Origin of the sequence: Faecalimonas umbilicata (genome assembly GCF_042846195.1) — a bacterium.
Lineage (GTDB): Bacteria > Bacillota > Clostridia > Lachnospirales > Lachnospiraceae > Faecalimonas > Faecalimonas umbilicata.
The window spans coordinates 1,278,277-1,297,902 of record NZ_AP031411.1; the positions used below are offsets into that span (position 1 = coordinate 1,278,277).

17 protein-coding genes are annotated in these 19,626 nt (G+C 41.6%); 15 read left to right on the forward strand and 2 right to left on the reverse strand.

Features of this window, described 5'->3' with window-relative positions; translation table 11 throughout:
* Together metA and bcp are read left to right on the forward strand one after the other, a co-directional pair.
* The gene (gene metA / locus ACGG81_RS06115; protein WP_390110116.1) at nucleotides 1–921 is read left to right on the forward strand and encodes a homoserine O-succinyltransferase; all 921 of its coding nucleotides are present in this window, start codon (nucleotides 1–3) and stop codon (nucleotides 919–921) included.
* 32 nt (nucleotides 922–953) lie between these two features.
* Entirely contained in the window at nucleotides 954–1,412 is a 459-nt protein-coding gene (bcp, locus tag ACGG81_RS06120; RefSeq protein ID WP_390110119.1) for a thioredoxin-dependent thiol peroxidase, read from the forward strand.
* 104 nt (nucleotides 1,413–1,516) lie between these two features.
* On the opposite strand, the gene ACGG81_RS06125 is transcribed toward bcp, so the two are convergent.
* Both ACGG81_RS06125 and ACGG81_RS06130 read right to left on the reverse strand, forming a co-directional pair.
* Nucleotides 1,517–2,596, reverse strand: a complete 1,080-nt coding sequence (locus ACGG81_RS06125; RefSeq protein WP_009262543.1) for a M42 family metallopeptidase — start codon at nucleotides 2,594–2,596, stop codon at nucleotides 1,517–1,519.
* Nucleotides 2,597–2,616: 20 nt separating this feature from the next.
* Nucleotides 2,617–3,822, reverse strand: a complete 1,206-nt coding sequence (locus tag ACGG81_RS06130; protein ID WP_390110122.1) for an ROK family protein — start codon at nucleotides 3,820–3,822, stop codon at nucleotides 2,617–2,619.
* A 271-nt stretch (nucleotides 3,823–4,093) separates the two neighbouring features.
* Between ACGG81_RS06130 and celB the strand changes: the two genes are divergently transcribed.
* From celB to tsf, 13 genes are all read left to right on the forward strand, one after another.
* Nucleotides 4,094–5,374, forward strand: a complete 1,281-nt coding sequence (gene celB / locus ACGG81_RS06135; RefSeq protein WP_117576223.1) for a PTS cellobiose transporter subunit IIC — start codon at nucleotides 4,094–4,096, stop codon at nucleotides 5,372–5,374.
* Complete coding sequence (locus ACGG81_RS06140) at nucleotides 5,374–7,254, forward strand: DUF4838 domain-containing protein (protein WP_390110124.1); 1,881 nt, start codon at nucleotides 5,374–5,376, stop codon at nucleotides 7,252–7,254. The genes celB and ACGG81_RS06140 overlap by 1 nt, the downstream gene beginning before the upstream one ends.
* A gap of 36 nt (nucleotides 7,255–7,290) precedes the next feature.
* Entirely contained in the window at nucleotides 7,291–8,184 is an 894-nt protein-coding gene (locus tag ACGG81_RS06145) for a carbohydrate ABC transporter permease (RefSeq protein ID WP_016439081.1), read from the forward strand.
* The gene (locus tag ACGG81_RS06150) at nucleotides 8,178–8,981 is read left to right on the forward strand and encodes a carbohydrate ABC transporter permease (protein ID WP_009262538.1); all 804 of its coding nucleotides are present in this window, start codon (nucleotides 8,178–8,180) and stop codon (nucleotides 8,979–8,981) included. Before ACGG81_RS06145 ends, ACGG81_RS06150 begins: the two co-directional genes overlap by 7 nt.
* A gap of 20 nt (nucleotides 8,982–9,001) precedes the next feature.
* Nucleotides 9,002–10,450: an ABC transporter substrate-binding protein gene (locus ACGG81_RS06155; RefSeq protein ID WP_270602688.1), complete on the forward strand. Its 1,449-nt coding sequence runs from the start codon at nucleotides 9,002–9,004 to the stop codon at nucleotides 10,448–10,450.
* An 841-nt stretch (nucleotides 10,451–11,291) separates the two neighbouring features.
* Complete coding sequence (locus ACGG81_RS06160) at nucleotides 11,292–12,311, forward strand: ABC transporter substrate-binding protein (protein ID WP_390110128.1); 1,020 nt, start codon at nucleotides 11,292–11,294, stop codon at nucleotides 12,309–12,311.
* A gap of 27 nt (nucleotides 12,312–12,338) precedes the next feature.
* Nucleotides 12,339–13,220 (forward strand): ABC transporter permease, encoded by an 882-nt coding sequence (locus tag ACGG81_RS06165; RefSeq protein WP_117576219.1) that lies wholly within the window; start codon nucleotides 12,339–12,341, stop codon nucleotides 13,218–13,220.
* On the forward strand, nucleotides 13,213–13,986 hold the full coding sequence (locus ACGG81_RS06170; RefSeq protein ID WP_009262533.1) for an ABC transporter ATP-binding protein: 774 nt from the start codon (nucleotides 13,213–13,215) through the stop codon (nucleotides 13,984–13,986). The genes ACGG81_RS06165 and ACGG81_RS06170 overlap by 8 nt, the downstream gene beginning before the upstream one ends.
* Before the next feature lie 226 nt (nucleotides 13,987–14,212).
* Nucleotides 14,213–16,333 carry an anaerobic ribonucleoside-triphosphate reductase gene (nrdD, locus tag ACGG81_RS06175; RefSeq protein ID WP_008975994.1) on the forward strand — a complete coding sequence of 707 codons (2,121 nt, stop codon included), beginning with the start codon at nucleotides 14,213–14,215 and terminating at the stop codon, nucleotides 16,331–16,333.
* 1 nt (nucleotide 16,334) lies between these two features.
* The gene (nrdG, locus tag ACGG81_RS06180) at nucleotides 16,335–16,826 is read left to right on the forward strand and encodes an anaerobic ribonucleoside-triphosphate reductase activating protein (RefSeq protein WP_008975993.1); all 492 of its coding nucleotides are present in this window, start codon (nucleotides 16,335–16,337) and stop codon (nucleotides 16,824–16,826) included.
* A gap of 177 nt (nucleotides 16,827–17,003) precedes the next feature.
* Entirely contained in the window at nucleotides 17,004–17,519 is a 516-nt protein-coding gene (locus ACGG81_RS06185) for a deoxyuridine 5'-triphosphate nucleotidohydrolase (RefSeq protein ID WP_390110132.1), read from the forward strand.
* Nucleotides 17,520–17,786: 267 nt separating this feature from the next.
* The gene (rpsB, locus tag ACGG81_RS06190) at nucleotides 17,787–18,539 is read left to right on the forward strand and encodes a 30S ribosomal protein S2 (protein WP_390110135.1); all 753 of its coding nucleotides are present in this window, start codon (nucleotides 17,787–17,789) and stop codon (nucleotides 18,537–18,539) included.
* A 79-nt stretch (nucleotides 18,540–18,618) separates the two neighbouring features.
* Nucleotides 18,619–19,539, forward strand: a complete 921-nt coding sequence (gene tsf / locus ACGG81_RS06195; protein WP_009262529.1) for a translation elongation factor Ts — start codon at nucleotides 18,619–18,621, stop codon at nucleotides 19,537–19,539.
* The last annotated feature ends 87 nt before the right edge of the window (nucleotides 19,540–19,626 follow it).

Below are 19,626 nucleotides of genomic sequence, written 5' to 3' on the forward strand. Positions count from 1 at the left end.
ATGCCGATTCGGGTACAAAATGAACTTCCTGCCAAGGAAATATTGGAGCGGGAAAATATATTTGTTATGGATGAATATCGAGCGGTACATCAGGACATCCGTCCGATCCAAATTGGACTTTTGAATCTGATGCCGCTGAAGCAAGACACAGAACTTCAGATGCTTCGCTCTATGTCCAATACACCGCTTCAGGTTGATGTGACATTTGTCAACGTTTCCAGCCATGAATCAAAAAATACCGCCACCAGTCATCTAAATCAGTTCTATGTTCCGTTTGAAGAAATCAAGGAGAAAAAATTTGACGGCTTTATCATTACGGGAGCGCCGGTCGAACAGATTGAATTTGAGGAAGTGGATTACTGGGATGAACTAAAAGAGATTATGAAGTGGACGAAAACACATGTGACCTCCACGTTTCATATTTGTTGGGGAGCGCAGGCGGGACTTTATTATCATTATGGATTGGAGAAGGTGCAGCTGGAGCAAAAACTATTCGGGATTTTTGAACATCGCGTGAAAAATCGAAAAATTCCGCTTGTGAGAGGGTTCGATGATTATTTTATGGCTCCGCATTCCCGACATACGACTATCCCAAAAGATCAAATTGAATCGGATGAGCGTCTTACGATTTTGGCAGAGTCTGAGGAGGCGGGAGTTTTCCTTGTGATGGCAGAGGATGGCCGACAGATTTTTGTGATGGGACATCCCGAATATGATCGGATGACGCTCCACACAGAGTATATGAGAGATAAAGAAAAGGGACTTCCGATAGCGCTTCCTAAAAATTATTATCCGGAAGATGACTGTGAGAGAAGACCGGTGTTATCCTGGCGCTCACATGCCAATGATTTGTATACAAACTGGCTGAATTACTATGTGTACCAGATTACACCGTATGATCTGATGGGGACACCATTTTAATGCGGAATGAGAAAAAAGAAGGGAGAGATCTTATGTTAGAAACAGGTATTCAGGCACCAGAATTTACACTTCCAGATCAAAATGGAGAGACGCATAGTTTAAAAGATTATAGAGGGAAAAAGGTTATTTTGTATTTTTACCCAAGAGATAATACACCTGGCTGCACAAAACAGGCATGTGGCTATAGTGAACGATATCCGCAGTTTGAAGAAAAAGGCGCAGTTGTGCTTGGAATCAGCAAGGACAGCATTGCATCGCATAAGCGATTTGAAGAAAAACAAGGGTTAACATTTACGATTTTGTCAGATACCGAATTAGAAGTTATAAAAGCTTATGATGTGTGGAAAGAAAAAAAGAATTATGGAAAAGTATCCATGGGAGTGGTCAGAACAACGTATCTTATTGATGAAGAAGGCGTAATCATTCGGGCAAATGATAAGGTGAAAGCAGCAGAAGATCCGGAGAAAATGCTGGAAATTTTGCAAGAGTAGTTGCGTAAAGGGTCTATGCAATGCATGTCAAATAATATTATGAAAAAGAGAACTGGAAGGGAGAGTCTGAGGGGACTCCTTCTAAGTTCTCTTTTTGTTTTGGATTAAAAACTTTTGATTGTTTCTTCGTTGAGCCGTTTGACAATTTCCACGGCGAGTTTTACCGCATTTTCGTAATCTTCGAGTGTGCAGATTCCATGATGACTGTGGATATAACGGACAGGAATGCCAATCACGATGGTTGGGACACCGTGGCGGGAAGCATGGATGTATTTTCCATTTGTACCTCCGCCACTGCGGACAGATTCCTGCACTGGAATACCGAGTTCTTCCCCAAGATCCAGAGCAAACCGCTGGAAACGAGGATTTGTGATCATCGAACAATCAAAGTGGCGAAGCATTGGACCTTTTCGGAGTGCTGCCTGGATTAGATAGTCAGGAGAAAAGGTATCATCTGCCGGACATCCCTCAAATACAATGCACACGTCGGCATCGATGTTATCGACAGCAGCCATAGAGCCTCTTTCTCCCACCTCCTCTTGCACGGTCAGAGTTGCCTCTACATCTACATCCAGCATTTCCGTACTTAACTGGTTCAGTGTTTCAATCAGAGCGGCGCATCCAATCCGGCAGTCAAACGCTTTTCCTATAAATAAATCGTGCGTTTCATCATAGGTGCATGTCACGTCCGGGACAACCGGAGCAGCCATACGGATCTGAAAGTTTTCTTTCAAATCCTGCGCGCTTACAGCACCGACATCGATAGCGAGATCTGAAAGTATCCGCCCTTGATTTTTCTCTGCAGCGCTGACAAAATGAGGAGGTTTGCTTGTAATGATCCCGGGAATATACTCTCCTTTGGCAGTCTGCACGCGTACTTTATTTGATGGGAGACTGGAAATATCACTTCCTCCGATTGTGAGGAAATTCATAGTACCATTGGGTTTGATCGCCTGCACGATATACCCGACTTCATCGCTGTGTGCATCGATCCAGACCTTACAAGATTGCTTACGGTTATTTTTCAGGCTCATGTAAGTATTTCTTAAGGAGTCGATCGTTACATTGCAGTATGCCTCGGTCTCTTTTTGACCAAGTTCTGCAACTTCATCCTCAAAGCCGGATACGCCGTTTGCATTGCTAAGTGCCTGGATGAGACATATGTTTTCTTCTTTTGTTCTCATAGTGAACCCCTCTTTCTCTATTAAATATCAAAATGTTTATTCTTGATTAAAAATGCAAAAGAAGCAAGCGCGCAGGCGCCGATTGCTCCGCGATAATCATCGAATTGAGTGATTTCAATTTCTATATTCCGTTTGGTCGGGATAAAATTTAATTGTTCCTGAATCAGAGCGGTCAGCTGATTTTGGAAGGAATCGTGCCGGAACAGCCTGCTGTTTAAGTATATTTTATCGATGTCTTGAATGATCAGAGTGTTTGCGACGGATACACTTAAAAGGCGGATACCGAGGTCAATCTGCGTGTTAAAATAAGGATCGCCGAGTTCATAGGCTTTGATCACTGTATCGATGTCGATTGCCTCCGCGTTATCTACAAGGCTTCTGAAAATGCTGGAAGAAGACTGGTGAAACAGAAATCTCGCATTTTTGATCAGCCATGATTCGGAAATATAAGTCTGAAGGCATCCGCGTTTGCCGCATTCACAGAGAGGACCATTGATATCTACAACCGTGTGACCGACTTCACCAATATAATAGTTGTTTTTGATCCCCAACTGCTCTGCATTGAAAAAAGAGCAAAACAGACCATGACCGATATGATAGAACAAAAACTTGTCCGGAGAATTTTTAGCTTGAAACAGATATTCTCCGAGAGACATACATTCTACATTGTTGTTGACGATGAATGGGAATGGAAAATATACTGAAATTTCTTTTAAATTAAACGCTTTCCAAAGAGGATTGTTGGAGATGATCGTCTGTGAGTCATAATCGAAATGTCCTGGAATGGCAATCCCCGCTCCGAATATTTTCGAAGGATCCACTTTTTTGAGCAACAGATTCAACTGTAGAACAATTTCTGAATTGATATTATTGACATCGTAGGACGAAAAAGTTTCGTGAGCTTCTGTAATCACCTTTCCAGAGAGATCTGTTATCACGAAAAAAATTCCTCTCATATTTAGTTCAATCCCGATCAGATATCCTGCAGAAGCATTTAAAGTAAGAAGCTTCCGCTTTCTGCCGGAGCCGGGTGCGTTACTGATCTCGTCACCGATTTCGATGATTAAATTCTGGCTTTTAAGGTCTCCGGTAATCTCTGTCATGAACGCGGGAGTCAGACCGGTTGCGTTAGCGATTTCGATTCGTGAGGTTTTCTGTTTTCGGTAAATAAATTCCAAAACAGAAGAGACATGCTGACTGTAAACATCTGATTTCTTTTTATACATAAATAAAATACAATCCTTTCTTTATCGAAAATAAATAAGTAAGATAAAATGACTGTCATATCGATGTGATTTGTTTCTATTTTATCACGCAAAGGAAGTTTTTGCCATAAGAAATCACTGTAATCTAAAAAAAGAGCGGATAAAAATGCTAATTTCGTGGTAAATTAGACAAAAAAAGAATTTTATTTATAAAAAATAAAATAAAACTTTACAAATGCTGTCGAATGGTATAATATATATTTATAAAAAATAAATAAAAACGGAGGTTGCTATGAATCGTATTTTAGCATTTTTAGAGGGAAAACTCGCTCCGCTCGGAGAGCGGATTGGAAAACAGAGACATTTAAAAGCTCTGAGAGAGGGAATTATGATGGCAATGCCATTGGTATTATTGGGATCATTCTTTGTTTTGATAAAAGATTTCCCAATACAGGCATGGATCGCATGGCTGCATTCTCATTGGAATCTGGATGTTCTTTTAAACACAATGGCAAATAACTCATTCGGCTTGATGGCGCTTGTAACAGCATTTGGAATCGCGTATCGTCTGTCAGAATCGTATGGAACTGACGGTCCGTCAGCAGGTGTAATTTCGTTGGGAGCATTTCTTCTGATGACACCGCCACTGGCAGCAGAAGACGGAGCAGTTGGAATTCCTTATGGAATGTTAGGTGGAAAAGGAATTTTTGCAGCAATTGTTGTAGCTATGATCTCAGCGGAAATTTATCGCTGGTTTATCCAAAAGAATATTGCGATTAAAATGCCGGCAGGTGTTCCGGATGTAGTAAGTAAATCATTTTCTGCATTGATTCCGGGAATCGTAATTTTAACATTTTTTGCAGTTGTATTAAAAGTAATTGAAGCGACAGGACTTGGAAGTTTAAATGCAATTCTTTCTATTGTAGTAGGAAAACCATTAGGATTGATTGCAAGTACATTGCCGGGAACATTCGTTGCAGTATTATTAAATTCTCTGTTCTGGTTCTGTGGTGTCAATGGTGGACAGGTAGTCGGAGCAGTTATGAATCCTCTTTGGATCCAGTATGCAGATGCAAACCGTATCGCTCAGGCAGCAGGAGAAGTTCTTCCAAATATCGTAACAGCGCCGTTTATGGACCTGTTTGTGTATATTGGAGGGGGCGGTGCGACAATCGGTCTGGCACTTTGCCTGATGTTTTTCAGCAAGAGCAAAGAATACAAAACACTTGGAAAAGTATCTGGTATTCCAGCGTTATTTAATATTAACACAGCAATTTTATTTACCTTCCCAACAGTATTAAACCCAATCATGTTGATTCCGTTTGTACTGACACCAGTTGTCAATGCAGTAATTACATATGTAGCGATGCTGACAAACCTTGTTCCTTATACAACAGGTGTAACACTTCCTTGGACAACACCACCGATCATCGGAGGATTTTTAGCGACAGGAAGCTGGAGAGGTGCGGTATTACAGATCGTGCTTGTGATTGTGTCCTTTGTTATCTATTACCCGTTCTTCAAAGCGGCAGATAAGAGAAACTTATTGAAAGAAAAAGAAGGTGCAAACTAATGAGTATAAAAATTTGGTATCAGACAGAAGAGCAGGAATTTCTGCATGCAGAGATGCAGCATTATTTTGAGGCAGTATTACAAATGCAGGCAGAAAAAGCATCCGAGCAAGATGCAGATCTGAAAGTGATCGTGGAAAAAGAAGATACAGATATGGATCATATCTGTATCGAACTCCACGGAGGAAAGGGGAAGATTCAGGCAGATTCTCAAGTGGGAGTACTGATTGCCGTGTATCGTCTTTTCCATGAATTTGGCGTGAGATATCTTCGTCCGGGCAGAAAGAATGAATTCTTCCAAGTTCTTTCCGAAAACGACTGGGCAGAAAAGGAAATCTCTATTGAGGAGACAGCAAGTTTCCGACACAGAGGAGTCTGCATTGAAGGAGCAGATTCTTATGAGAATCTGAGAGATTTTATCGACTGGCTTCCGAAGATTGGAATGAATACGTTCTTTATCCAGTTTGAAAATCCATACTCATTCTTTAAGAGATGGTATGAACATGAATTTAATCCATATGCAGAAAAAGAACCGTTCAATACAGAAATTGCTCAGGAGATGAGCGATCGGATCGATCAGGAGATGAAGGTCAGAGGAATTGTGCATCATCGTGTAGGTCATGGATGGACTGGGGAAGTGCTCGGATATTCTTCAAAGTATGGATGGGAATCAGGTCTTACCCTTCCGGAAGAGAAAAAACATCTTGTGGCAGAATTAAATGGAAAAAGAGAGCTGTTTGATACAGCGCCGATCTTGACAAGTCTTGACTTTGCAAATCCGGAAGTCGGAAACAAGATGGTAGAACTGATCGTCAATTATGCAAAAGAAAGAAGAGATGTAGATTATCTGCATGTATGGCTTTCCGATGCGAGAAATAATATCTGTGAATGTGAGCACTGTCAAAAGGATCTTCCATCAGATCAGTATGTCCGCATTTTAAATCAGCTGGATGAAGCGCTGACGAAAGAAGGTCTGGATACAAAGATTTGTTTCTTGTTGTACCATGAACTGTTGTTTGCGCCAGAGAAAGAAAAACTCAAAAATCCAGAGAGATTTACAATGATGTTTGCGCCGATCACGCGTACATTTGAAATGAGTTATGAAGATGTCAATTACGAAACAGATGTTCCGGAACCGAAGGCATATGTAAGAAATCAGATTGTGCTTCCGAATTCACTGGAAGAGAATCTTTCTTATCTTTTTGCATGGAAGAAGATGTTTGACGGAGACAGCTTTGTATATGATTATCCGCTTGGAAGAGCACATTATGGAGACCTTGGTTACATGAAGATCAGTCATGTGATCTACCGCGATATTCATTTCCTGAAAAACTTGCAGTTAAACGGATATATCAGCTGTCAGGAACTTCGGGCAGGATTTCCGCATAACTTCCCGAACTATGTTATGGGACAGATGCTCTGGAACAATACACGCGATTACGAAGAGCTCAAGGAAGAATACTTCAGCAGCATGTACGGAGAAAATTGGAAAGAAGTGATCACTTATCTGGAAAATCTTTCTGCATATTCTTCCTGCGATTATTTCAACGCAATCGGTGAGAGATTAAATCCAGTTCTGTCAGCAAGATATGAAGTGTGTGTAAATCTCGCAGAGGAGATGCTTCCGGTGATCGAGGCAAATACAGCCAAAAGAGATGGTCTTCAAAAGCAGGAGTGGAAACAGTTAGGATACCACAGAGAATATGTGATGAAGATGGCAGAGGCACTCCGTTTGATCAGTGCAGGAAAACATACAGAAGCACAGCGTATGTGGAGAGATGTACTTGACTTCATTCGCAGAAATGAAATGGCATTCCAACAAAACCTGGATGTGTACCGTGTCATCGAGGTAGCCAAGAATTATGCAGGATTCAAGTTGTAAAAGGACAAAAGTCCTTTTGTGATAAGGTGAGCGAATATGAAAAGAGACCATAAAAAAATCATTGTAACATTTTTGCTGCCACTACTTTTTCTGTATGCAGTATTTCAGTTATATCCATTGCTCCTAAATCTGTTTTATTCCATGTTGAATTGGAATGGAATTACAAAAACGGCAAATTTTGTAGGGCTGGACAATTATGTAGAAGTCCTGGGAGATGGTTTGTTTTGGAACGCAGTGAAAAACAGTGTATTGTATGCAGTGGCAGGAACTTTTTTTCAGGTAACAGTATCGTTCTTCCTTGCTTATCTTGTAGAGTATAATACATTTAAAAAGAAAAAAATGGTCCGCCTAGTATTTATCATGCCAATCGTAGCAACTTCTGCTACGATTGGTATTCTGATGAAAAGTATTTTCAGCTATGATGGATTTGTCAATACGGTCATCAGTGGTGTTGGTCTTGAGAAGATTGAATGGCTGACAGAACCTAAGTGGGCATTTTTAATGATTATCCTTGTATCTGTATGGAAAGAGACAGGGACATTATTTATTTACTGGATGGCAGGATTTCAGATGGTATCTCCGGCAGTAATTGAAGCATCTAAGGTAGATGGAGCCAGTGAACCGGCGTTTGTCCGCTACATTTTGATCCCGACAATGAAGCCGGTCATCTTTACGGTTACTTCCGTGGCATTTTTAAATGCCTTGAAAATGTTTGATATCATACAGACATTGACGAGTGGAGGCCCTTATTTTTCGACAGATATGATATCGACTTATATTTACAGGACAGCATTTTCCAGTTCGTTTGGAGCGCCGAGACTTAGTTATGCAAGTGCGGCAGTCGTGATGTGTCTTGTATTTTTGATTTTGTGCAGTGGATTGATACGATTCTTTCAAAAGAAGTGGAAAGAAGGAAAAGAGGCATGTTAAAGAAAATTTTATTATTTGTAAGCACAGCAATCTGGCTTGCACCATTCCTGCTGATGTTGTTGATCGCATTCAGCAGTAAAAATACGAATTCCTTTTTGGAGTTGTTTGCAGACAATCGTGCTACCTTTCAAAATTTTCAAAATGCATGGGAGCAGGCGGAATTTTCCCGATATTTTCTGAACACGGTGATTGTGACGGTTGTTTCGGTTGTTGTGATTCTTGCAGTTACAGCGCTTGCGGGATATATTATGGGTTGTTTTGAGTTCCGGGCAAAAAAGATTATTTATACGGTTATGATGATTTCTATGGGAATCCCGACAATCTTTTTTACAATCCCGGTGTATCAGATTTTGCGGATGCTCCATTGCGAGAGTTCTTTGATTGGGCTGATTTTGGCAGAAGTCGGTGGTGGACATGTGATTTTTATTTTGTTGTTTTCAAAATTCTTTCAGTCGATCCCAAAAGCACTGGAAGAATCTGCAGTGCTGGAAGGGGCAAGTGAATTTGATGTGTTTTTCCGAATCATGTTTCCGCTTGCGGGACCGGTGATCGGAACCGTAGTGATCACGCAATCAATCTGGACATGGAACTCTTTCCTGTATCCACTTATTTTGTCTGTGAATCAGCCGAAAATCCGTACACTTTCTGTCGGTCTGTATTCTTTTCAGGGAGAAAATATTGTGGAGTGGGGAAGTATTGCAGCGGGAGCTTGTATTACCATCCTTCCGATGCTATTGTTGTTTGTAACATTCCAAAAATATTTTATCCAGGGAATTTCAGGGGCAGTCAAAGAATAGCGGAAAGAAAGGGATGCCATATGAGAAGAAGAATTGCAGTGCTGTTGGCAGGAGCATTGATAGGTATGACTGGCTGTGGTGGAGTAAAAGTCGTAAGCCCGGAAGCGGGGAACAGCAGTCAGAAAGCAGAGTTTGAAAAAATTAAGACACCGGAAGATGAAAAAGTCGTATTGAATATCGTCGACTGGAGTGACAGTACGAAAGATGCCAGAGAAAAATTGAATGAGCAGTTTATGAAGGATCATCCAAATGTTACTGTAAATTATACGACGCTGACACAGGCGCAGTTTAATGAAACGATGCTGTCTGGAATTCGGGCAGGAGATGCTCCGGACTTATTTCCATTACCGTCTACGGTTACGTTTTCCACGGCAGTCAGTGAGGGATGGTTTCTTCCGATGAATCTATATTTGGAAGAAGATTTCTTTGCGCAGATCCAGCCGGAATTTCTATGTGAAAATGTTACAATGAAAGGGGAAGATGTCTATCTTCTTCCAGAAGCGGTAGACATTCCGAGTGCACTTTTATTTTATAACCGGGCTCTCTTGGAAGAAGTGGGGGCAGAGATTGATCCGGAGAAAGTAACCTGGGAGGAGTTTCGACAAGTCTGCGAGCAGGTTACGGAAAATGGAGATGGCAAGTATTACGGCATGGTTGCAAGCGGTGCACAGAAAAACCGTATGGATATTGAGCTTCGTGCATTTTCAGAAGTAGGAGGAGCAAAATTAGGACCGGCAGGACAAGTATTTTTACAGGAAGAGCAGACAACATTTGCAGATCCTGAAGTGGTTCAAGCGTTTGACCTCTATCAAGAGTTGTATGAAAAAGGATGTTTTCATCCGGATACAGCATCATTGACAGCGCCGGAGGCAAGAAAGCTGTTTGGAGAAGGCAAGGCAGCATTTCTTGTGCAGGGAGCATGGTGCATTCCAGTTTGGGAAAAGGATAATCCGGATTTGGATTTCGGAGTAATGAAAGTTCCGGTGAATGAAAAACTTCCGGATGGGAAACTACTGCGTCCGTTTACAAAGGGATGGATGGGAATTTCAGCGAACAGCAAACACCCGGATATTGCGGCAGAATATTTAAAATATCTCTATTCTTATGAATATCAGAAAAAACTGATGGCGCAGGGAGGATTTGTGTCTGTGCGAGGGGATCTCGGAGAAAAAGATATTGAGAATGAACATATGAGACGTTATTATCAATATGCGATGGAGCAGAGCATTGCTGTTCCGAATCCGGTGGCAGAAAATGGCAATATTGAGCTGGTTTACAGTATGATCCAGCCGGTTGTTCCGGATTTTGGTGACATTGCCTCTTCTATTTTTTCTGGAAAAGAGATTTACAAAAAAGAATTGAAAAACTACGCGAGTCAGATGCAGGAGAACCTGGAACGATCCGTAGAAACCGTGAAGAAACAGAAGGATATCTCTTTGTCAGATTTTAATTATAAGGACGGAAGGTAGAGAAGTTCCTTTTGGAATTGCTTTAGACAGAAAAATAAAAATGTTTTGAAAAGATGTAAAAAGTATTGACAAATTTATATTTCTGTAATAAATTAATAAAAAATAACTTTTTAAACCGTTGAGAAAGAGGAGTAGGTTATCAAACGACATCCCAGAGAGTGGCAGGAGGTGCGATTGCCATATGAAGTTGATGATTGAATGGACTTTCGAGGGCGGCCTGAAATCAGTAGGAGAGTATGGTACGTCGGGAACCGAACCCGTTATCAATCAGGAGTGTATGTTAGTACATGAGAAAGAGGACAGTACGTGTCAATTTGAGTGGTACCGCGATAATAATACCTATTATTACCGTCTCAAGCAAGAGCTTGAGGCGGTTTTTTTCGTGTTGGCAAGGATCGTGAGCATTTTTCCAGGAAGGCGCTCGTTGTGCTTGCACAAAAGAGAGCGTTCCTGGAAAAATATTCGCGGGCTGCCCGCGACTGAGAGGTGAAGCCTCGAAGTGCTCACGATCCCATTGCGAAATGTGAAGCATAGGAAGGCGCTCGTTGTGCTCGCACAAAAGAGAGCGTTCCTGGAAAAATATTCGCGGGCTGCCCGCGACTGAGAGGCGAAGCCTCGAAGTGCTCACGATCCCATTGCGAAATGTGAAGCATAGGAAGGCGCTCGTTGTGCTTGCACAAAAGAGAGCATTACTGGAAAAATATTCGCGGGCTGCCCGCGACTGAGAGGCGAAGCCTCGAAGTGCTCACGATCCGAATTGTCTAATCTTTGCTAACATCATAGTTATCTGCCTGGCAAGTGGATATCAGCATAATTAAAAAAGGAAAAGGAGCAGAGAAAGATGATGAGAAGAATGAGTAAAAAGGTAGGAAAATTAACAGGAAGTCTGGCAGCTGTGCTAGCGATTGTAGCAATCACAGGCTGTGGAAGCAAGCAGGAAGCAAAGAACGAGCAAGGAGAGCAAATCTATCGTATCGGTATCTCACAGTTTGCGGAGCATGCCTCTCTTGATAACTGCAGGGAAGGGTTTTTGGAAGGATTAAAAGAAGAAGGGTTGGAAGAAGGGAAAAATCTAAACATCGAAGTGAAAAATGCAGCGGCGGATATGGGCACTGCAAGTCAGATTGCGGATCGATTTGTGGCAGATCAGATGGATCTGATCTGTGCAATCGCAACCCCAAGTGCACAGACTGCATTTAATGCGGCGATGGATACAGAGATTCCAGTCATCTATACGGCGGTGACAGATCCAGAAACGGCAGAGTTGGCAGGAAAAGATAAAAAGCCGGCAGGGGAAGTGACCGGGACAAGTGACAGACTTCCGATCAAGGATCAGCTTGAAATGATTCGTCAGATTCTTCCAGAAGCGAAAAAAATCGGGATTCTCTATACGACAAGCGAAGTAAACTCTTTGTCCGCAATTCGAGTATATGAAAACTATGCAGAAGATTATGGATTTGAGATTGTGACAGCAGGTGTCAGCAATACATCGGAAATTGCGATGGCAGCAGAAGCATTAGTAGGAAAGGTAGATTGTCTGACTAATCTGACAGATAACACGGTAGTAAATTCCCTTCCGACGATTCTTGAACGAGCAAAAGAAGCAGAGATTCCAGTATTTGGAAGCGAAATTGAGCAGGTCAAGCTTGGATGTCTGGCGGCAGAAGGACTTGACTATGTGGAACTTGGAAAGCAGACTGGGAAAATGGCAGCAAAGATACTGACAGGAGAGGCAAAGGCATCGGAATTGGAATATGAAGAGATTTCAGGAGGAAATCTTTATTTGAATACTGCAGTGGCAGAACAACTGGGGATCTCTTTTGGAGAGGAACTTTTGGAAAACGCTGAGATATGCGAATAAAGGATATGAGGAAAGGAAGGCAGGAAAATGAGCTTGATCATAACAACAATGGAGCAGGGTTTCATCTATGGAATACTTGCTCTTGGTGTCTATATTACTTATAAAATACTGGATTTTCCAGACTTAACTGTAGATGGAAGTTTTCCGCTCGGCGGAGCGGTAGGAGCTGCGCTGATCACAAAGGGAATGTCCCCATTTCTGGCACTGCTTCTGGCATTTCTGGCAGGAGCGCTGGCAGGAATGCTCACTGGATTGATTCATGTGAAAGGAAAGGTCAGAGATCTTCTGGCCGGGATCATTATGATGACAGCTCTGTGGACGGTAAACTTACGGATTGCCGGGACGGCAAATGTCCCACTGTTTTCTCAGAAAACCATTTTTAAAAATGATCTGATCGATAGGATGTTTCCGGGAACACTTAAAAACTATGCCACACTGGCACTGATCTTTGTTATTGCGGTTGGGGCAAAATTATTGTTGGATCTTTATTTGGGAACAAAGTCAGGATTTCTTCTGCGGGCGGCAGGTGACAACGACAAGTTAGTCACTTCTCTTGCAAAAGATGCAGGAAATGTGAAAATCATCGGACTTGCGATTGCCAATGGTCTTGTGGCACTTGCGGGATGTGTATTCTGTCAGGAGGAGAGGGTTTTTGAAATTTCCATGGGAACTGGGGCGATGGTCATCGGGCTTGCCAGTGTGATCATCGGAACGAGCCTGTTTCGTAAGCTTTCCTTTCTGAAAACAACTACCACTGTCTTTTTCGGAGCGGTGATTTACAAGTTGTGTGTCGGTATTGCAATTAAAAACTTTGAACCAAGAGACATGAAATTGATCACAGCAGTGCTGTTTCTTGTGATTTTGTTGATCAGTACGGAGAGAAAAAGGAAGGTGAAAGGAAATGCTTGAATTAAATCATATTTATAAATACTATAATCCTGGGACGGTTCATGAAATGTGTTTATTTGAAGATTTTGGAATGAAAATAGATCGGGGGGATTTTGTTTCTGTGATTGGAAGTAATGGGTCAGGGAAAACCTCTCTTCTAAATCTGATCTGTGGCAGTATCCTGCCGGAAGCAGGGCAAATCTGCATGAACGGGAAAGACATCACAAAGGAAAAGGAGTATAGGAGAAATCAGAAGATTGGAAGAGTGTATCAGAATCCTGCATTTGGTACTTGCCCGGGGATGACGATTCTTGAAAACATGGCGATAGCGGATCACAAAGGAAAACGTTATGGATTTGCAAGAGGAATCAACAAAAAACAGATTTCCTATTATCGGGAACTATTATCTTCCTTAAGACTTGGTCTGGAAGAAAAGTTGGAGACAAAAGTGGGAGCATTGTCCGGCGGACAAAGACAGGCAATGGCTCTTTTGATGGCTACGATGACACCGGTGGATCTTCTGATTCTCGATGAACATACAGCGGCGCTGGATCCAAAGACGGCAGAGCGGATCATGGAGCTGACAGATGAAATTGTGAAAAAGAAACAATTGACAGCGATCATGGTGACACACAATCTTCGCTATGCTGTAGAGTATGGGAATCGGCTCTTGATGATGCATCAGGGAGAGATCATAATGGATCGGTCAGGCAAAGAAAAGCAGCAGACAAGTGTGGAAGAAATTTTAAAGTTGTTTAATGAAATCAGCATTGAGTGCGGCAACTAAAATAGAAGAGAGAACATAAGGATGGAACAGCAATGTCCATCCTTATTTTTCACAAAATTTAGAAGAACGGAAACGAAGATTTTTGTATAATATTTTCGCGCAGTTCTTGTTGACGGTGCTTGCAGGAAGTGGTAATATTGTTCGTGCAGACACATTATCTAGTTTGCTAAAAGATAATAAAACACTAAATATAGATGAAATACTGGGGAAAGGAAGCAAGTGTAGTATGGTGAAAGTAATCAAGAAAGACGGGACTTCAGAAGAGTTTAATGTACAGAAAGTAGTAGTCGCAGTCAATAAATCAGCTTATCGTGCATTGATCCAATTTACAGATGCAGAGCTTGAATTTATCTGTAAATTTGTGGAAGAGAAAGTAAGAGATATGGGAGTGGAAGAAGTCCGGATTGCCGAGATGCACAACATCGTAGAAGGTGCATTGGAGAAAGTGAATCCGCTTGTGGCAAAGAGCTATCGTGATTACCGCAACTATAAGCAGGACTTTGTGCAGATGCTTGACGAGGTGTACAAAAAGAGTCAGTCAATTATGTACATCGGTGATAAGGAGAACAGTAATACAGACAGTGCGCTCGTATCTACAAAGCGCAGTCTGATTTTCAATGAACTGAATAAGGAACTTTACAAGAAGTTTTTCCTGACAACAGAAGAGATTCAGGCATGCAGAGATGGATACATCTATATCCACGACATGTCCGCGAGACGCGATACAATGAACTGCTGTCTGTTTGATGTAAAGAACGTGCTGAGCGGGGGATTTGAGATGGGAAATCTCTGGTACAATGAGCCGAAGACACTGGATACAGCATTCGATGTGATCGGAGATATTGTTCTAAGTGCAGCAAGCCAGCAGTACGGTGGATTTACTGTGCCAAGTGTAGATGATATCTTAGAGCCGTTTGCAGAGAAATCATTCCATAACCATGTGGAGAAATATCTGGGACTTGGAATCGAGCGGGAGAAGGCAGAAGAGGTCGCATGGAAAGATCTGGAAAAAGAGATGGAGCAGGGCTTCCAAGGGTGGGAATACAAATTTAACTCCGTATCTTCCAGCAGAGGAGATTATCCGTTTATTACAGTGACAGCAGGAACCGGAAGAAGCCGTTTTGCAAAGCTTGTCACGATCACGATGCTGAAAGTCAGAATGAACGGACAGGGAAAAGAAGGTCATAAAAAGCCGGTATTGTTCCCGAAAATCGTATTCCTCTATGATGAGAACCTGCATGGACCGGGAAAAGAACTGGAAGATGTATTTGAAGCAGGAATCGAATGTTCAAGAAAGACAATGTATCCGGACTGGCTGAGTCTGACTGGAAAAGGCTACATCGCAAGTATGTATAAGCAGTATGGTAAAATCATCAGCCCGATGGGATGCCGTGCATTTTTATCCCCATGGTACGAAAAGGGTGGTATGTATCCAAAAGATGAGACAGATACGCCGGTATTTGTCGGAAGATTTAACATTGGTGCAGTAAGTCTTCACTTGCCAATGATCTATGCAAAGGCAAAACAAGAGAACAAAGATTTCTATGAAGTACTTGATTACTACTTAAATCTGATCCGGAAGCTCCATATTCGTACATATGAGTATCTCGGGGAGATGAAAGCATCGACAAATCCGCTTGCATACTGTGAAGGTGGATTTTACGGTGGAAATCTTGGTCTGCACGACAAGATCAAGCCTCTCTTAAAATCAGCGACTGCTTCCTTTGGAATCACAGCATTCAATGAGCTTCAGCAGCTTCATAATAAAAAATCACTTGTGGAAGACGGCGCATTTGCACTGGAAGTATTAGAGTACATCAACAAGCGTGTCAACGAATTTAAAGAAGAAGATGGACATCTGTATGCAATCTATGCGACACCGGCAGAAAATCTCTGCGGGCTTCAGGTAAAGCAGTTCCGCAAGAAATACGGAATCGTAGAAAACGTATCTGACCGTGAATATGTCAGCAATGGATTCCACTGTCATGTGACAGAAGACATCACACCGATTGAAAAGCAGGATCTGGAGTATCGTTTCTGGGAACTCAGCAACGGAGGAAAAATCCAGTATGTGAAATATCCGATCAACTACAATAAGGAAGCAATCAAAGCCCTTGTGCGCCGCGCGATGGATATGGGGCTTTATGAAGGGGTCAATCTGTCTCTGGCGTACTGCGACGATTGCGGACACGAAGAACTTGCGATGGATGTCTGCCCGGTATGCGGAAGCAAAAATCTGACGAAGATCGACCGGATGAATGGATACCTTTCTTATTCAAGAGTCAAAGGAGATACACGTCTGAACGATGCAAAGATGGCGGAAATCGCAGAAAGGAAGAGTATGTAAGATGCGATATCATAACATAACAAAAGACGATATGCTAAACGGGGATGGACTTCGTGTCGTATTGTGGGTGGCAGGCTGCTCTCACTGCTGCAAAGAATGCCACAACCCGATCACATGGGATCCGAACGGGGGATTGGATTTTGATCAGGCAGCAAAAGAAGAGATTTTTGAGGAACTTTCCAAAGATTATATCAGTGGAATCACATTTAGCGGAGGAGATCCGCTTCATGTCAGAAATGCTTATGATGTCAAAGAACTGGCAAAAGAAATCCGAGAGAAATTTCCACAAAAGACAATCTGGCTTTACACAGGTTCTCTCTGGGAGGAAATTAAAAACACGGAGATTGTGAAATATCTCGATGTGCTTGTAGATGGCGAATTCGAGTGTGATAAAAAAGATGTAAGTCTTCACTGGAAGGGAAGCGCAAATCAGAGAGTCATCGATGTACAGGAGTCTCTTCGCCAAGAGAAAGTGATCTTGCACGATTCCTAAAATTTCATTTTTGTCGGCGAAAATGTAAGCTTGTCCGGCAGAAAGACTGGGAAAGAAAACGATAGATTAGCCGGGACTTCTTATGATTTTCAGCATGGAGGAACCGGCTATCTGTTTCGGAATACAGAAACATAAAGAAGAAACAACAAGAGAGAAAATAGAAACGGGAGAAAACAAATGAAACGAATTGCAAAATTTCAGAAAGTAAGTTACGAGCAGTTTACAGAAGGATGGATCGATACTTTTGGTGCTACCAATGCAGAAGAAATCAAGACGATTTACGATCATATCAAACTTCCAAAGCGTGCTACTTCAGGATCGGCAGGATATGATTTCTATGCACCGGTGACATTGACAATAAAACCAGGGGAAACTGTGAAAGTTCCTACAGGAATCCGTGTGGAGATGGAAGAAAATTGGGTTCTAAAATGTTATCCGAGAAGCGGTCTTGGATTCAAATATCGTCTGCAATTAAATAATACGGTTGGAATTATTGACAGCGATTACTTTTACTCTGATAATGAGGGACATATTTTCGCAAAGATCACAAATGATACAAACGAAAATAAAACCGTTGAGATTCCAGAAGGAACAGGATTTATGCAGGGAATCTTTGTGGAATATGGAATCACAGTTGACGATGATGTGACAAGTGTGAGAAACGGTGGTTTCGGAAGTACGACACAGTCATAGAAAATGCGAAAACTGTAAAAAAGTATGATAAAGTACTTGCAATCCATAGATTTGCTATGCTATACTTAAACGGTCGTAAAAAACACGCATATGGCAATCTTTGCCGGTGCCAATATTCTTCAATGGATTCTGAATAGGACTTTCATCTGTATTTCATTTGAGAGAAAGATGACAGCCAGATAAGATCAGGACCGCATTATATATAGAAGAAACGGTTGCAGAGTACAGGAAATATGCGGAAGAGTAAAAACCAATGGAGGAAAAATCATGAGCGTTATTTCAATGAAACAGTTATTAGAAGCAGGTGTTCACTTTGGACATCAGACAAGAAGATGGAACCCTAAAATGGCAGAGTACATCTACACAGAGAGAAACGGAATCTACATCATCGACTTACAGAAATCAGTTGGAAAAGTAGATGAAGCTTACAAAGCAATCTCTGACATCACAGCAGAAGGAGGAACAATCCTTTTCGTTGGAACAAAGAAACAGGCACAGGATGCAATCAAATCTGAAGCAGAACGTTGCGGAATGTTCTATGTAAACGAGAGATGGTTAGGTGGAATGCTCACAAACTTCAAGACAATCCAGAGCAGAATCGCACGCTTAAAAGATATCGAAAGAATGGCAGAAGACGGAACATTCGACGTATTACCTAAGAAAGAAGTTATCGCAATCAAAAAAGAGTGGGAGAAACTTGAAAAGAACTTAGGCGGAATCAAAGATATGAAGAAAGCTCCAGATGCAATCTTTATCGTAGACCCTAAGAAAGAAAGAATCTGTGTTCAGGAAGCACACACACTTGGAATTCCGTTGATCGGTATCGCAGATACAAACTGTGATCCAGAAGAATTAGACTATGTAATTCCAGGAAACGATGATGCAATCAGAGCAGTTAAGTTAATCGTTGCTAAAATGGCAGACGCTGTAATCGAAGCAAACCAGGGTGTTACAGGAGAAGAAGAAATTTTTGAAGAAGTAACAGAAGAAGCAGCTGAAGAAGTAACAGAAGAAGCTTAAGATTGGAACTAAATGCTTCAGCCTGAATACAGGTTGAAGCATTTTTTTAAAGAAACTATTATCAATGGAGGAAATGATCATGGCAATCACAGCTAGTATGGTAAAAGAATTAAGAGAGATGACAGGTGCAGGAATGATGGACTGCAAAAAAGCTCTTAATGAAACAAACGGAAACATGGACGAAGCAGTAGAATACTTAAGAAAGAACGGACAGGCAAAAGCTGACAAGAAAGCAGGAAGAATTGCAGCAGAAGGTCTTGTAAAAGCTGTTGTAAAAGATGACAAAGTAGCAGCAATCGTAGAAGTAAACTCTGAGACAGACTTCGTTGCTAAGAATGCTGACTTCCAGGCATATGTAGAAGAAGTTGCAAATCAGGCAGTAGCAACAGAAGCAGCTGATATGGATGCTTTCTTAAGCGAAGCATGGTTAGCAGACAACACAAAGACTGTAAAAGATGCTTTGACAGAGAAAATCGCTGTTATCGGAGAAAACTTAAGCATCAGAAGATTTGAAAAAGTAGTTACAGACGGATGTGTAGTACCTTACATCCACGGTGGCGGAAGAATCGGTGTTTTAGTAGAAGCTGAGACAGACGTAATCAACGACGAGATCAAAGCTTGCTTAAAGAACGTAGCAATGCAGGTAGCAGCTATGTCTCCAAAATACGTTTCACGCGATGAAGTATCTGCAGAATACTTAGAGCACGAAAAAGAAATCTTATTAGCTCAGGCTAAGACAGAAAACCCAGAGAAGCCAGACAACATCATCGAAAAGATGATCATCGGACGTCTCAACAAAGAATTAAAAGAAATCTGCTTATTAGATCAGGCATACGTACAGGATGGTGACTTATCTGTTGCTAAATATGTAGAAAAAGTAGCAAAAGAAAATGGTGCTAACGTAACAGTTAAGAAATTCGTTCGTTTCGAAACTGGAGAAGGATTAGAGAAGAAAAACGAAGACTTTGCTGCTGAAGTGGCTGCACAGATGGGAAACTAATTTCCTAGATAACATGAAGATTAAAACCCTTGAAAAGCTCAGAAAATGGGCATTTTCAAGGGTTTTTTGATTCTATGAGTTATGTCA